The following is a 13,481-nucleotide window of genomic DNA, read 5'->3' as shown; positions in this document are numbered from 1 at the left end:
TTTACAGTTATCACGTGTACAGCCCACATCGGTGGATCAACGCTCCCGTAGAACCGTCGACAAACGGTAATTCACCAGGACTTTTTCCCGGGATCCTTTCCGAGCTTTTTATCCGGACACCGTCAGCGGCCTCCGTCACGTGTCGCCGAAACTCACGTCGTGCTGTCGAAATCGACGTTCGGATCGAATTCGGCGGCGTCCGCGGCATCGGCACGGCGAAGGATCACACCTTCGCGCAGCGCCCACGGGCACAACTGCAGCTGTTCGATCCCCAGATGGCGCATCGTGGACTCCGCCACCAGGGCTCCCGCGACCACCTGCGCCGAACGATCCACGGACACCCCCTCCAGCTCCGCACGGTCTGCAGCCGTCATCCTGGAAATGAAGGAGGTCAGCTGACGCACGCCCGGGCGGGTCAGTACACGACGCACCCTGGGGCCCGCCGACGACGGCGCCGCGCCGGTGAGCCTGGCCAGCATACGGAACGTCTTCGATGTCCCCACAGCCAGATCAACCGGTCCCGCCTCCTTGAGCTGGGCGACCGGCTCCTCCAATGTCTCGTCGATATGCGCGGCCAGCGCCTTGATCTCCTTGCGGCTCGGCGGGTCCGTCCTGAACCAGTCATGTGTCAGACGTCCGGCACCCAGGTTCACCGACAGGGCGACGTCCGGCAGTTCGTTGACGCCTACCGACATCTCCAGTGATCCACCGCCGATGTCGAGGTCACAGATCCGTCCTGCGGACCAGCCGAACCAGCGGCGGACGGCGAGGAAGGTCAGCTCAGCCTCTGCGGTGCCCGACAGGATCCGCAGTCGGACACCCGTCTCCTCCTCAACCTGGGCCAACACTGCCTCGGAATTGGTCGCCGAGCGCAATGCCGATGTAGCGAACGGGAGCATCTCGTCGCAGTGGAACTGTTCGGACATCTCCGCCGCGAGCCCGACCCCCTTGATCAGTTTCCGGACGCCCTTGGTGTTGATGGCACCCTCGTCATCGAGGTACTCCACCAGGCGCATCGGCGTCTTCCAGTTGCTCATCGGGGTCGGAGGACCGCCCGGAGCCATGTCCACCACCACGAGGTGGACGGTGTTGCTTCCCACATCCAAGACACCTAGTCGCACGGTTTCCACCCTATCCGGTCTACGGTGTTCACCGTGACACATTCTGTTCTTTCCGACATCACCAGCGGCTACCCGGCAGGCACCCCGGCTGATCTCGCGGTGCGTTCAGGGCAGGAGACTCCCGCCGACCATCCGCGCGAGTACCTGGAGTTCACCGATCCGGCGGATTCCGAACACATCGTCTCCGTCGATCTTACGTGGCTCCTCTCCACCTACCGGTGCAGGTTCGGGACCGACGCCTGCCACGGCATCGACGCCGAGCATCCCGACGTGGGCTGTTGCGTCCACGGCGCCTTCCTCACAGACGATGACGACCGCGGCGCGCTGGCAGAAATCGTCCCCCACCTCACCGACGACGACTGGCAGCTCAGACCCCTCGTCATGGGTGACGGGGACGACGACGATGACACGGAGCCGTGGCTGGTCTGGGACGAGCTCGACGGAGACGACACCGACTCCGGCGAACCCGAACCTGCCCTGAAGACCCGGGTACACGACGGGGCATGTGTCTTCGCCAACCGGGCGGGCCACCAGGGCGGTGCCGGCTGCGCCCTGCACGGCTGGGCCCTGAAAAACGACGTCCCCCTCACCGTCGCCAAGCCCGAGGTGTGCTGGCAACTGCCGCTACGTCGGCTCGAGGACTGGGAGACCCGTCCTGACGGCGTCGAGGTCCTGCGCACCACCGTCACCGAGTACACCCGGCGGGGATGGGGTGGGGGTGGTGAAGACTTCGACTGGTACTGCACGTCCGACCCCGGATGTCACACCGGCGGCGAATCGCTCTGGTCCACCCATGCCGAGGAACTCCGCGAACTCATCGGGCCGGAGTCCTACGAGGTGGTCGCGGCCCACTGCCGTCAACGTGAGGAGATGGCCCGGTACTCACCGTCCGGATTCCCGTTGCTGTCGATCCATCCGGCGACCGCAGCCGCGACGACAGGACACCCGTCCTCCCGGCAGTGAGCGTTTCTGTCGGGGTTCCGGGACGTCAGGTGGCAGACCCACCGTTCGAATGGCAGAGGGGGTGGTCGATTTCGGGGTGATATCCGACCATTACCTCTGCCACAGGACCATCACCTCTGCCGGGTCCGACGTTCACGGTGAAGGTAGACATCGTGCGCCGACCGGCGGTTCCTCTCACCCCTCGAACTTGTAGCCCAGCCCACGCACTGTCACCAGGATCGACGGGGAGGACGGCGTCTCCTCAATCTTGGAACGCAGCCTCTTCACGTGGACATCGAGAGTCTTGGTGTCCCCGACGTAGTCGATGCCCCACACCCGGTCGATCAGCTGGCCACGGGTCAGCACCCGTCCCTCATTGCGCATGAGGTACTCCAGAAGATCGAATTCCTTCAGGGGCAGGGACACCGACGTACCGTCCACCGAGACGGTGTGCCGTTCCACGTCCAGCACGACCCGCGGGCTCCGGAGCACCATCCCGTCGTCGCCCTCCCCCTCGTCTGCCCCGTTGTCGCCCCCACGGCGCAGCACAGCCCGGATACGCGCTATGAGTTCACGGGCGGAGTAGGGCTTGGTCACGTAGTCGTCCGCCCCGATCTCCAGACCGACGACCTTGTCGATCTCACTGTCACGGGCGGTCACCATAATCACCGGGACGGACGAGACTGCGCGCAACTGGGTGCACACCTCGGTGCCGGACATACCCGGAAGCATCACGTCAAGCAGCACCAGGTCGATGCCGTGGGCGTCGAACAGCTTCAGGGCCGTGGGCCCGTCTGCTGCGGTGTAGACACCGAAACCCTCCTTCTGCAGGAGGAATGACAATGGTTCAGCGAGTGATTCCTCGTCCTCGACGAGCAGGACGGTGGGACGGTCACTGGACATAGGAGAATCTGGTCCTCACGTATGAATGACGGCCGTGTGCCGGCCGGCGCGGATGACGAACATTGCGGGGAGACTGCTTCTGGACGACGTCATTGTAAACTCCGGCCGACGATCCTGCCGGGTGAAAGCATTCAGTCCCGGTCGGGCAGCAGTTCTGCGGCAGTGAACCTCCCCTGGTCGGGGACGTCCTCATCAGGCAGCGCACCCCTCTCCAGCACGGGGAACTCCAGGGAGAACGTCGATCCTGTGCCCGGCTGCGACCAGAGGGAGACATTCCCGCCGTGATTGATCACGGTGTGTTTGACGACCGCGAGCCCCAGCCCGGTCCCCCCGGTTGCCCGGGAGCGGGCCTTGTCGACACGGAAGAAGCGTTCGAAGACACGTTTCTGGTCCCCGGGGGCGATGCCGATGCCGCGGTCGGTCACCCGGATCACGACGGACTGTCCACGGACCGCCCTGCTGATGCTGACCGGGGTGTCCTCCGGTGAGTAGTTGATGGCGTTGGCGATCAGGTTCGTCACCGCAGTGACCAGCAGTTCCTCGTCGCCCGTGAGCCAGGCGTCCCCGGGCGCGTCGGTGACCAGGTCGATGTTCTCCACCTCGGCGGCGATGCGGGACCGCTCGACCGCCTTGTCGATGATCCGGTCGACGCTCACCGGACGGGGATCCGGGAGGGACTCCGCCCCCTGGAGTTTCGACAGACCGATCAGCTCGGAGATCATCGTGGACATACGCCGTGTCTCGGTATGGAGTTTGTTGCCGAAGTACTCCACGGTGTCGGGGTCGTCCCTGGCCTCCAGCATCGTCTCGACGAGCAGGGAGATGGCGCCGACCGGGGTTTTGAGTTCGTGGGACACATTGGCCACGAAGTCCCGCCGGGCCGCCTCCATCCGGACGTTCTCCGAGTTGTCCGTGGCGTAGACGACCACGAACCGGTCGTCGACAGCGGCCAGACGCCGGACGGTGACGGCGACGGAAAACACGGGTCCCACGGCTGTGCTCCCGGGGTGCAGGACGCCCTCGCGGGGCTCACCGTCGTCGAAGACCCGCTGTGCCAGACGGTAGACCTCGGGTACCAGGTGGCGTCCGTCCACGACGCCCAGTTCATGGACACTGCGGTTGGTGAACACGAGGTCCTCCCGCAGGTCCACCACCGCCACCCCCAAGGGAGACGCCTCGAGGGCGAAGTGCATGACCTGGGCGATGGTCGAGACCCTGTTGTGCTGGGTCTCCCTCCGGATACGCTCCTCTTCACGGTGCTCCGACCGGCGTCTGAGGGCCGTCACGACAACCGTGACGGCGATCCCGACGACCAGTCCGGCGATGACTCCGCCGAACAACAGGGCGAAAGATGACGATGTCACGTCCCGATGTCCTGTAGACCGTCCCCCGGGGTCCTACTTGCCGCCCTGGGCCGCGACGGCCGCAGCACCAGCCTCGGCGGCCTCCGGGTCCAGGTATTCGCCGCCGGGGTTCAGCACGGTACCCTTCTCGTCAATGCGGTAGACCAGCGGGATCCCCGTGGGGATGTTGAGGCCGGCGATGTTCTCGTCGGAGATCTTGTCGAGGTGCTTGACCAGGGCGCGCAGGGAGTTGCCGTGGGCTGCGACGATGACGGTCTCGCCGGCCTCCAGACGGGGCAGGATCGAGGTCTCGTAGTAGGGGACGAAGCGCTTGACGACGTCGAGCAGGCATTCGGTCCGCGGGACCTCGGCAAGGTCGGCGTAGCGGGGGTCGTCCGACTGGGAGTACTCGGTGCCGTCCTCGAGCTCGGGCGGCGGAGTGTCGTAGCTGCGGCGCCAGGCCATGAACTGGTCCTCGCCGTACTTCTCCTTGGTCTCCGCCTTGTTCAGGCCCTGCAGTGCACCGTAGTGGCGTTCGTTGAGGCGCCAGTCACGCACGACGGGAATCCAGTGGCGGTCGGCGGCGTCGAGTGCGAGGTTCGCGGTGGTGATGGCCCGCCGCAGCAGGGACGTGTACAGCACGGTCGGCTTCAGACCCGCGTCGGCGATCATTCTGCCGCCGCGGACGGCTTCCTCGCGTCCCTGGTCGGTGAGGTCGACGTCGACCCACCCGGTGAACTGGTTGGATGCGTTCCATTCGCTCTGCCCGTGGCGGAGAAGAATCAGTGTGCCGTGGTTGTTGTCACTCATGGTTCCTTATTCTGCCACGGCGGGGCGTCCCGCACAGGGCAGTCGCCACGGAGGTCAGTTTCCCGGCGGGGTCGGTGGGACGGAGGGTGCCCCGTCAGACGTCCCGTCGGCGCGTTCAGCCCGGTCGGCGGCGCGTTCCTGCTCGTACCCCGGTCGCAGCCGCTGGAAGGCCTCGAGGTTGCGGGTCGACTCCCCGCGGTCTATCCGCCATTCCCACTCACGTCGGATCGACGTCTCGAAACCGAGTTCCAGGATGTGGTTGAAGTCGCCGTCGGCGAGCTCGAGCACCTGACCGAGGATACGTTGGACGTCCTCGCCGGTGGTGGTGTCGGGGAACTGGCCCGCCAGATAGATGTCGTTGTTGTTGTCGAGGGTGTAGTGCACCCCGTAGGCCTTACGGTTGTGCTGCAGCAGCAGCCGGTACACCTCCGCATGCGCCTCCTCCACCGCCCGGCACACGAATGCCTCGACACGGAACATGCCGTCCTGCGGGATGAACAGGGTGTTGGTCTTCAGACGGCGTTCACCGGGCAGGACGACCACGGCGACCTCGTTGGAGACCTCGTAGTCGACCTCGGCACCATCGAGGAGGTCGGTCAGCTGCTGTAGTTCCATGCGACCGAATCTACCCGCCCCCGGGCATCGCCGTGGTGATCCCTCGGGGTCGTCCCTGTGATCACTCCCGTGACCCGCTGGGGTCGCGGGACTCCAGTGATGTGAGGGCGACGTCAGGTTCCGAGCACCCCCGGGCACGCCACCGGTCGACGAGCTGGCGGTACTCGGTGATCATCCTCTCGACCGTGACGTCCCAGGAGTACTCGGCAGCGTGGGAGGGCGCGAGGTCCGACATGGAGTTGCGCAGGTCGTCGTCCATCACCAGCGACTCCAGGGCACGGGCCCAGTCTGCCGGGTCATGTCCGTCGACGAGCAGTCCGCTCTCACCCTCGGTCACCGTCAACGGAAGCCCTCCGACCCGCGCAGCGACGACCGGGGTCCCCGCGGCCTGTGCCTCCAGGGCCACCAGGCCGAAGGACTCGTTGTAGCTGGGGACCGCGATGATGTCGGCTGCCTGGTACACGCTCACCAGTTCCTCCGGGGGCCGAGGCGAAAGGAACCGGACGTAGCCGGACACCCCCAGCTCCGCGGCCAGGTCGTGGAGCTCGTCGGGACGTTCCATCCCGGTACCCGACGGGCCACCGCAGATCACCACACGGATGTTCTGCTCGGGATGGCGTCGGATCAGGTCGGCGGCCGCCCGCAGCAGGATATGCGGACCCTTGAGCATCTGGAGGCGTCCGATGAAGGCGATGACCTTCGCTCGCAGAGGAATACCGAGTTCGCGCCGCGAGCGTTCGGTGGCACGGTCGGATCCCGGGGTGAACCGGTCCACGTCGACTCCCGGGGACACGACGGCGAGGTCGGAGTTCTCGGCGTCATAGGCGGTCACGAGAGCATCCGCCTCGTCCTGCGTGTTGACGATGATGCGGTCGGCGTTGTCGACGATCTGCTGCTCACAGATCCGACGCGACTCCGGCTCAGGGGTGTCGCCCTCCGCGAGGCCGAGGTTCTTCACCGCCGCCCAGGTGTGGGCGGTGTGCACCAGCGGGACCCCCCACAAATCACGCAACAGCCATCCGACCTGGCCCGAGAGCCAGTAGTGGCTGTGGATCAGGTCGTAGTGCCCGGCGCCGGCACGGTCGGCCGGGGACGACGGATTCGCGGCGTTACCCGCCTCACGCCGCACGAACGACAACACCGACCCGGTGAACGCGGCAAGCTGGGTCGGCAGAGATTCCTTCGGAAGCCCCTCGAACGGTCCTGCGACGCAGTTGATCACACGCAGCCCCGGCGCGACCTCGACGACCTCCCCCTGTGATGCGCGGGTGGCGCGGGTGAACACGTCCACCTCGACACCGTGAGACGCGAGGTGCTCGGCGACGTTCCGGACGTAGACGTTCATTCCCCCGGCATCCCCGATCCCGGGTTGTTCCAGCGGGGATGTGTGCATGGAGATCATGGCGACGCGCATAGCGTCCCAGAATACGCGTCACTCGTCCCCGTCCGTGCGCCCGTCGGGGTCACTCGTCGTCGAGAGTGACACCGATCCACACGGGCTCGGGGACGAGGGTGACCCCGAAGGCCTCCCGCACACCGTCGCGCACGGCCCGGGCCAGTTCGACGATGTCCGCCGAGGTGGCTGAGCCGCGGTTGGTCAACGCCAGTGTGTGTTTGCCCGACAGTCCGGCACGGTCGTTGCCGGGGACATGCCACCCGCGCGAGAAACCGGCACGCTCAATCAGCCAAGCCGCCGAGAGCTTCTCCAGGGAGCCCACCGAATCCGCCGGGCCGGCGGGGAACCGTGGCATCGCCGTCGCGTCCCGCTCTCCCCGGGTGGACGCGACACGGCGCTGCACCTCGTCGGCCACAGCACTGTCCACCACCGGATTCGTGAAGAAGGAACCAGCTGACCAGGTGTCGTGGTCGTGCGGGTCCAGCACCATTCCCTTTCCCCGACGCAATTCCAGCACCATGTCACGGACCTCCGCCACGGGACGCCGGACGTCGCCGTCCCGCCCGGCGTCACCGGCGGTGACGCCCAGACGCCGGGCAAGTTCGCCGAAACGCAACGGTGCGCTCTGCCCGTCCGTGGTCAGCTGGAACTCCACCGCCGTGACCACCGCGCGCGAGGTGAACTTCAGGTTGGAGTACCGGTAGGCCAGGTCCAGTGACTCCGGCGCCACCCACGACGTCTCCCCGGAAGCCCGGTCGAACAGTTGCACACGGTGCAGGGTCTGGGCGACCTCCGCGCCGTAGGCACCGACGTTCTGCACCGGCGTCGCCCCGACGGAACCGGGGATCCCCGACAGACATTCCAGTCCGCCGAGACCGGCATCGACCGTGGCTGCGACGACATCGTCCCAGACCAGACCGGCGAACGCCCGGACCAGGCCCGACTCCCCGTCGATCTCCGGCCGTCCACCGTCCTCGAGGACGACGGCCACCAGGTCGGAGACATCGTCACCGACCACGAGATTGGAGCCGCCGCCGACGACCAGCAGGGGGACGCCGTCGGCGTCGAGGGTGCGGACCACCTCCGCCACCGACTCCGTCGACCGGCACGACAGCACCAGGGCGGGTGCCCCTCCCACCTGCAGGGTCGTCAGTTCAGCGAAACTGCGTGACGACGCCTCGACGTCACCGCGCTCCACCAGCCGGGCCACAACTGGGGAGGTGGACGCAATTGTTCGCGAATGGAATCTAAAATCAGGACACTGCACACTTATGATGTTAGCCTTTCTGCATGACAACACACATCGAGTCTTCAACGACCGTCAACCACCCCCTCGACAAGGTCCTCTCCGCACTGAGCTCCAAGGAGTACTGGGAGTACGAGGCCCAGAACCTCTCCGAGGTCCCCGGTGAGGTCAACTCCTTCTCCGCTGACCCGATCGAGGTCGTCCTCTTCGAGGTCCTCCCCACCGACGCACTGCCCGAGGCCGTGCGTTCCATGGTGTCCCAGAACCTGAAGCTCAAGCGCACCGTGTCCTTCGGTGCCGAGCAGGACGGCGTCGTCAACGGCGAGATGCAGGCCGAGGTCAAGGGTGCCCCGGTGAAGTTCGGCGCTGAGCTCACGCTGACCGGCGAAGGCGACTCGACCACCCTGTCCGCCGAGGCGGACATCGACGTCACCATCCCGATGGTCGGCCCTGTCATCGAGCCGAAGGTCGCCGACGCGGTCCGCGACATCATCAACAACGAGAACACCCTGATCGACACCTGGATCAAAGAGAACCTCTGATTCCTGACCGGGGGAACCTGCGGATCTCCGCACAGTACGCCGGGTAAACGGCGGAACTCTGGCGCCGACGGGCAGTGATGGTTCACACTGGTCCGGTGAGCACTTCAAACAACACCGGACAACCCGCCGCCCCGCAGAGCTGGGGGGCTCAATCCCGGCCGGACGGCAGCAAAGCCGGCAAGAAGCGGTCAGGCCTATGGTGGAAGATCCTCATCGCCCTGGTCGTGGTCCTTGTACTGCTGGCCGCTGTCGCTGAATTCGGCGTCCGTGCCTATGCCAAGAACACCGTGTCGATGAGATCCGGTCGTCGGCACAGAAGAACGGCACCGAACTCTCCGAGGACCCCTCGGTGAGCTTCGGTACCTCTCCCCTGCTGCTCGGACTCGCCCAGGGAAAGATCCCGTCCTTCGACGCGACGATCCCGTCGAGCCTGGACGTCTCCTACGAGGATTCCGACCAGTCCCGGCCCGTCGTCTCCGGCCAACCGGAGATGGCGATCAATGCCAAGAACATGTCCACCGACACCGGTAACCCCACGGCCGGCGAGATCACCGTGGACACGACGCTGCCACCGGAGTTCCTCCTCGCCGAGATCCAGAAGTCCCAGGCCCAGGCGACCGACGGGAACGGTGGCGACGGTGGTGGACTACTCGAGGGCCTGATCGAGGTCACCGGCGTGAAGATGAACACGGAAGACAACACCATGGACCTGGAGATCACCGGGGGCCTGGCAACCTTGAGCATGACGCCCGTCGTGGAGGAGGACGCGCTGAACTTCCAGGTGGAGAACCTCCAGATCCTCGGGATGGACCTCCCGGAGTCGATGGTCAAGTCCCTCACCGATTCCCTGCAGGAGACGGTCAATGACGTGGAGGGGCTGCAGATCCAGAGCGCCGACATCACGGAGGGCGGCCTGAGCGTCCATCTGCACGGCACTGACGTGAGTCTCGACGAGGTCTCGTCGAGCACGTCCACGTTCTCGGACGGTGGCCGGCAGGACAGTTAGCCGCGACCGACAACCACCCCGACAGGGCCCCGGACTCGATACGAGTCCGGGGCCCTTCCACATACTGCACCTCCCCCGGACGGGGGTATTCTCCGGGCTAGTACGCCGATTGAATCAATCAGTCACGACTGCTTGTTTTCCGATGCTACAACTGTGTTCACGATCCGAAAGATCCCGCCACACAAACAACCATCGGAGGCTTTCCGTGAGCGACACCCCACCCGTGAGAATCGCCAACTTCTCCGGCTTCTACGGTGACCGCGACAGCGCAATGCGAGAGATGCTCGACGGCGGCGAGGTCGACTACCTCACCGGCGACTACCTCGCCGAACTCACCATGCTCATCCTCGCCAAAGGCATGATGAAGGACCCGACGCTCGGGTACGCGAAGCGGTTCATCGACCACCTCGACACCTGCCTGGACGCCATCGCGGAGCGCGGAGTCAAGGTCGTCACCAATGCCGGCGGACTCAACCCCTCCGGCCTCGCAGACGCCCTCCGCGAAAAGATCACCGAGCGTGACCTGAGCCTCACTGTGGCCTATGTCGACGGTGACGACGTCCGAGAACCATTACGACCGACTTTTCCTGACGCTCTCTGCGCCAATGCCTACCTCGGTGCCTTCGGCATCGTCGAATGCCTCGACGCCGGTGCGGACATCGTGGTCACCGGACGTGTCACCGACGCCTCTGTCGTGGTCGGTCCCGCCGCCCACCACTTCGGCTGGGGTCCCGACGACCTGGACCAGATCGCCGGTGCCATGGCAGCCGGGCATGTCATCGAGTGCGGCACCCAGGCCACGGGAGGAAACTACTCCGGCTTCAACCGAGGGATCCTCACCGGGGCCGACCCGATGCCTGGCTTCCCCCTCGCCGAAATCCATGCCGACGGCACCTCCGTCATCACCAAACATGCCGGCACCGGTGGTGCCGTCACTGCCGGTACGGTCACCGCCCAACTGCTCTATGAGGTGACCGGAGCCCGCTACGCTGGCCCGGACGCCGTTCTTCGCCTCGACCACGTACACCTCGAGGACCTCGGCAGCGACCGGGTACGGATCAGCGGCGCCACCGGCGAGGCCCCTCCCCCCACGACCAAGGTCGGGGTGAGTCGACTCGGCGGTTTCCGAAACGAGGTCCAGGTCCTTTTCTCCGGGCTGGACGTGGAGGACAAGGCGGAGTTGTTCACCCGTCAACTCGACACCCTGGAGCCCCGCCCCCGCACCGTCGAATACCGCCTGGAACGCACCGACCATCCGGATGCGGACAACCAGGCCGCCGCCTCCGCCCGACTCGTCTGTGTGGTCTGGGATCCCGACCAGCACCGCATCGCCGAATGGGGGCGTGGGGTCGTGGGAACAGCCCTGGCGTCGCCCCCGGGGACCTTCTTCGACGGCGCTCCGCCGAAGCCGAGCATGTACGGCACCTTCTCCCCCGCCTATGTCGACAACGACGTCCCCGCACACACCGCCCACCTCGCGGACGGCACGACCGTCGTCGTCCGCCCGCCGGACATCACCGCGGAGCTCGGCACCTCGCAGACCGATGAGCCGGTACCGGACCGCCGTGCAGACGGCGAGACCCGACGTGCCCCGATCGGCCTGCTCGCCGACGCCCGCAGCGGAGATAAAGGGGGCAGCGCGAACATCGGCCTCTGGACCCGGACCGGTGAGGCCTACCCCTGGCTGCTGGAGACGGTCACCGTCGACTCGGTCAAGGAACTCCTGCCGGAGACTGCCGGGTTGGAGGTCGAGGTGTATCCACTGCCCCGACTCAATGCAGTGAACATCGTGGTCCAGGACATCCTCGGCCAGGGTGTCGCCCACGGAGCGCGCTTCGATCCGCAGGGCAAGGGGCTCGGCGAATGGTTGCGCTCCCGGCATGTCGAGATCCCCGAGAATCTGCTCAAGCACAGCAACAACAGTAAGGAAGCGTCATGACCGCAACATCAGCCGTCATCACCAGTTCCGAGGAGTACCAGGCCAACCGGCGGTCCATGGAGGAGAAGCTCGGCGAGATCCGCGAGGCCTACGAGACAGCCTTCATCGGTGGTGGCGAGAAGTCGCTGGAGAAGCTCCGCAGCCGTGACAAGATGACCCCGCGTGAGCGGATCAACTCCGTCCTCGATCAGGGTTCCCCGTTCCTCGAACTCTGCACGATGGCCGGGTACGGCACAGACTTCACCGTGGGTGGTTCCGTCGTTGGCGGTGTCGGCACCGTCGAGGGCGTGGACTGCATGATCGTCGCCAACGACCCCACGGTCAAGGGTGGCGCGTCCAATGAGTGGACGCTGCGCAAGTGCAACCGTCTGCAGGAGATCGCCGTCGAAAACCGGCTTCCGGTACTCACCCTGGTCGAGTCCGGCGGTGCAGACCTGCGCAGCCAGAAAGAGGTCTTCGTCCCCGGTGGTGCGATGTTCCGGGCAATCACCCAGGCGTCCAAGGCGGGGGTCCCGACGATCGCCATCGTCTACGGCAACTGCACCGCCGGCGGCGCCTACATCCCCGGCATGTCCGACCACGTGGTGATGATCAAGGAACGTTCCAAGGTCTTCCTCGCCGGCCCCCCGCTGGTCAAGGCGGCCACCGGCGAAGTCACCGACGACGAGAGTCTCGGTGGTGCTCAGATGCACACCGACATCTCCGGGCTCGGCGACTACCTCGCCGTCGACGAACTGGACGCCGCCCGAATCGGCCGGTCCATCGTCCGGTGCCTAAACTGGCACCGTAAGGGGCAGAACCCCGCCGCGAATGTCGCAGAACCAGTGCTCGACGAAGAGGAGATGCTCGGCATCGTCCCCGACGGGCTCAAGGTCCCCTACGACCCCTACGAGATCATCGGACGGTTCGTCGACGGCAGTGAGTTCGATGAATTCAAGCCCCGTTACGGTTCGGGCCTGGTCACCGGGTGGGCGCAGGTCCACGGATACCCGGTGGGCATCCTCGCCAACTCCCGCGGAGTGCTGTTCAGCGAGGAGGCGCAGAAAGCCACCCAGTTCATCCAGCTGGCGAACAAGTCCGATACGCCCCTGATCTTCATGCACAACACCACGGGCTACATGGTCGGCAAGGAGTACGAGCAGAACGGGATCATCAAACACGGCGCGATGATGATCAACGCCGTGTCGAACTCGGAAGTCCCACACATCTCCCTGATCACCGCCGCCAGCTACGGTGCCGGCCACTACGGGATGTGCGGACGCGCCTTCAACCCCCGGTTCGTCTTCGCTTGGCCTTCGGCACGGTCTGCGGTGATGGGTTCCGAACAACTGGCGTCCGTAGTGAGCAGCATCAGCGCCCAGTCGGCGCGTTCACGAGGCCTCGACTACACCGAGGACGCGGAGAAGCAACTCTTCGACATGCTCAAGACGCAGGCCGACGTGGAGTCCGCACCGCTGAAGATGTCCGGGATGCTCTACGACGACGGCATCATCGACCCCCGCGACACCCGTTCTGTGGTGGGGATGGCGTTGTCTGCCATCCACTCCGGTCCGGTGGAAGGCGCCGAAGGCTTCGGCGTCTTCCGGATGTGACGGGCGAGAACGAGAGATGAGAGAAG

General features: G+C 65.8%; 13 protein-coding genes. 6 read left to right on the top strand and 7 right to left on the bottom strand.

From position 1 onward, the window contains the following. Positions 1-152: 152 nt before the first annotated feature. On the bottom strand, positions 153-1,121 hold the full coding sequence (locus BJF89_RS08985) for a Ppx/GppA phosphatase family protein (protein WP_075814375.1): 969 nt from the start codon (positions 1,119-1,121) through the stop codon (positions 153-155). 33 nt (positions 1,122-1,154) lie between these two features. On the opposite strand from BJF89_RS08985, the gene BJF89_RS08980 reads away from it, so the two are divergent. Next, positions 1,155-2,084, top strand: a complete 930-nt coding sequence (locus BJF89_RS08980) for a hypothetical protein (RefSeq protein ID WP_187344689.1) — start codon at positions 1,155-1,157, stop codon at positions 2,082-2,084. Positions 2,085-2,258: 174 nt separating this feature from the next. Here the strand turns inward: BJF89_RS08980 and BJF89_RS08975 are convergent, their stop codons facing one another. From BJF89_RS08975 to BJF89_RS08950, 6 genes are all read right to left on the bottom strand, one after another. Next, positions 2,259-2,966 carry a response regulator transcription factor gene (locus BJF89_RS08975; RefSeq protein ID WP_075814149.1) on the bottom strand — a complete coding sequence of 236 codons (708 nt, stop codon included), beginning with the start codon at positions 2,964-2,966 and terminating at the stop codon, positions 2,259-2,261. A 131-nt stretch (positions 2,967-3,097) separates the two neighbouring features. Further along, the gene (locus BJF89_RS08970; RefSeq protein WP_075814147.1) at positions 3,098-4,330 is read right to left on the bottom strand and encodes a cell wall metabolism sensor histidine kinase WalK; all 1,233 of its coding nucleotides are present in this window, start codon (positions 4,328-4,330) and stop codon (positions 3,098-3,100) included. A 33-nt stretch (positions 4,331-4,363) separates the two neighbouring features. Further along, a complete protein-coding gene (locus BJF89_RS08965) occupies positions 4,364-5,119 on the bottom strand; it encodes a phosphoglyceromutase (RefSeq protein WP_075814145.1) in 756 nt (251 codons plus the stop codon). 54 nt (positions 5,120-5,173) lie between these two features. Beyond that, positions 5,174-5,734, bottom strand: coding sequence for a YbjN domain-containing protein (locus BJF89_RS08960; protein ID WP_075814143.1), 561 nt, complete (start codon positions 5,732-5,734; stop codon positions 5,174-5,176). A 61-nt stretch (positions 5,735-5,795) separates the two neighbouring features. Next, positions 5,796-7,148 carry a D-inositol-3-phosphate glycosyltransferase gene (mshA, locus tag BJF89_RS08955; protein ID WP_083650606.1) on the bottom strand — a complete coding sequence of 451 codons (1,353 nt, stop codon included), beginning with the start codon at positions 7,146-7,148 and terminating at the stop codon, positions 5,796-5,798. A 49-nt stretch (positions 7,149-7,197) separates the two neighbouring features. Further along, on the bottom strand, positions 7,198-8,331 hold the full coding sequence (locus BJF89_RS08950; protein WP_255372578.1) for a UDP-N-acetylmuramate dehydrogenase: 1,134 nt from the start codon (positions 8,329-8,331) through the stop codon (positions 7,198-7,200). 89 nt (positions 8,332-8,420) lie between these two features. Here BJF89_RS08950 and BJF89_RS08945 point away from each other — a divergent pair, with 89 nt between their 5' ends. From BJF89_RS08945 to BJF89_RS08930, 5 genes are all read left to right on the top strand, one after another. Further along, complete coding sequence (locus tag BJF89_RS08945; RefSeq protein ID WP_038546096.1) at positions 8,421-8,918, top strand: DUF2505 domain-containing protein; 498 nt, start codon at positions 8,421-8,423, stop codon at positions 8,916-8,918. Positions 8,919-9,013: 95 nt separating this feature from the next. Then, a complete protein-coding gene (locus BJF89_RS18540; protein ID WP_139311951.1) occupies positions 9,014-9,271 on the top strand; it encodes a hypothetical protein in 258 nt (85 codons plus the stop codon). Further along, complete coding sequence (locus BJF89_RS08940; protein WP_222843821.1) at positions 9,268-9,924, top strand: LmeA family phospholipid-binding protein; 657 nt, start codon at positions 9,268-9,270, stop codon at positions 9,922-9,924. Before BJF89_RS18540 ends, BJF89_RS08940 begins: the two co-directional genes overlap by 4 nt. Positions 9,925-10,129: 205 nt before the next feature. Beyond that, positions 10,130-11,863 carry an acyclic terpene utilization AtuA family protein gene (locus BJF89_RS08935; protein ID WP_075814141.1) on the top strand — a complete coding sequence of 578 codons (1,734 nt, stop codon included), beginning with the start codon at positions 10,130-10,132 and terminating at the stop codon, positions 11,861-11,863. Continuing rightward, on the top strand, positions 11,860-13,455 hold the full coding sequence (locus tag BJF89_RS08930; protein ID WP_075814139.1) for an acyl-CoA carboxylase subunit beta: 1,596 nt from the start codon (positions 11,860-11,862) through the stop codon (positions 13,453-13,455). The genes BJF89_RS08935 and BJF89_RS08930 overlap by 4 nt, the downstream gene beginning before the upstream one ends. Positions 13,456-13,481: the final 26 nt, after the last annotated feature.

The organism is Corynebacterium sp. CNJ-954 (assembly GCF_001942345.1).
In the GTDB taxonomy this organism is placed as follows: domain Bacteria; phylum Actinomycetota; class Actinomycetes; order Mycobacteriales; family Mycobacteriaceae; genus Corynebacterium.
This window is presented reverse-complemented; position numbering and strand designations above follow the sequence as displayed.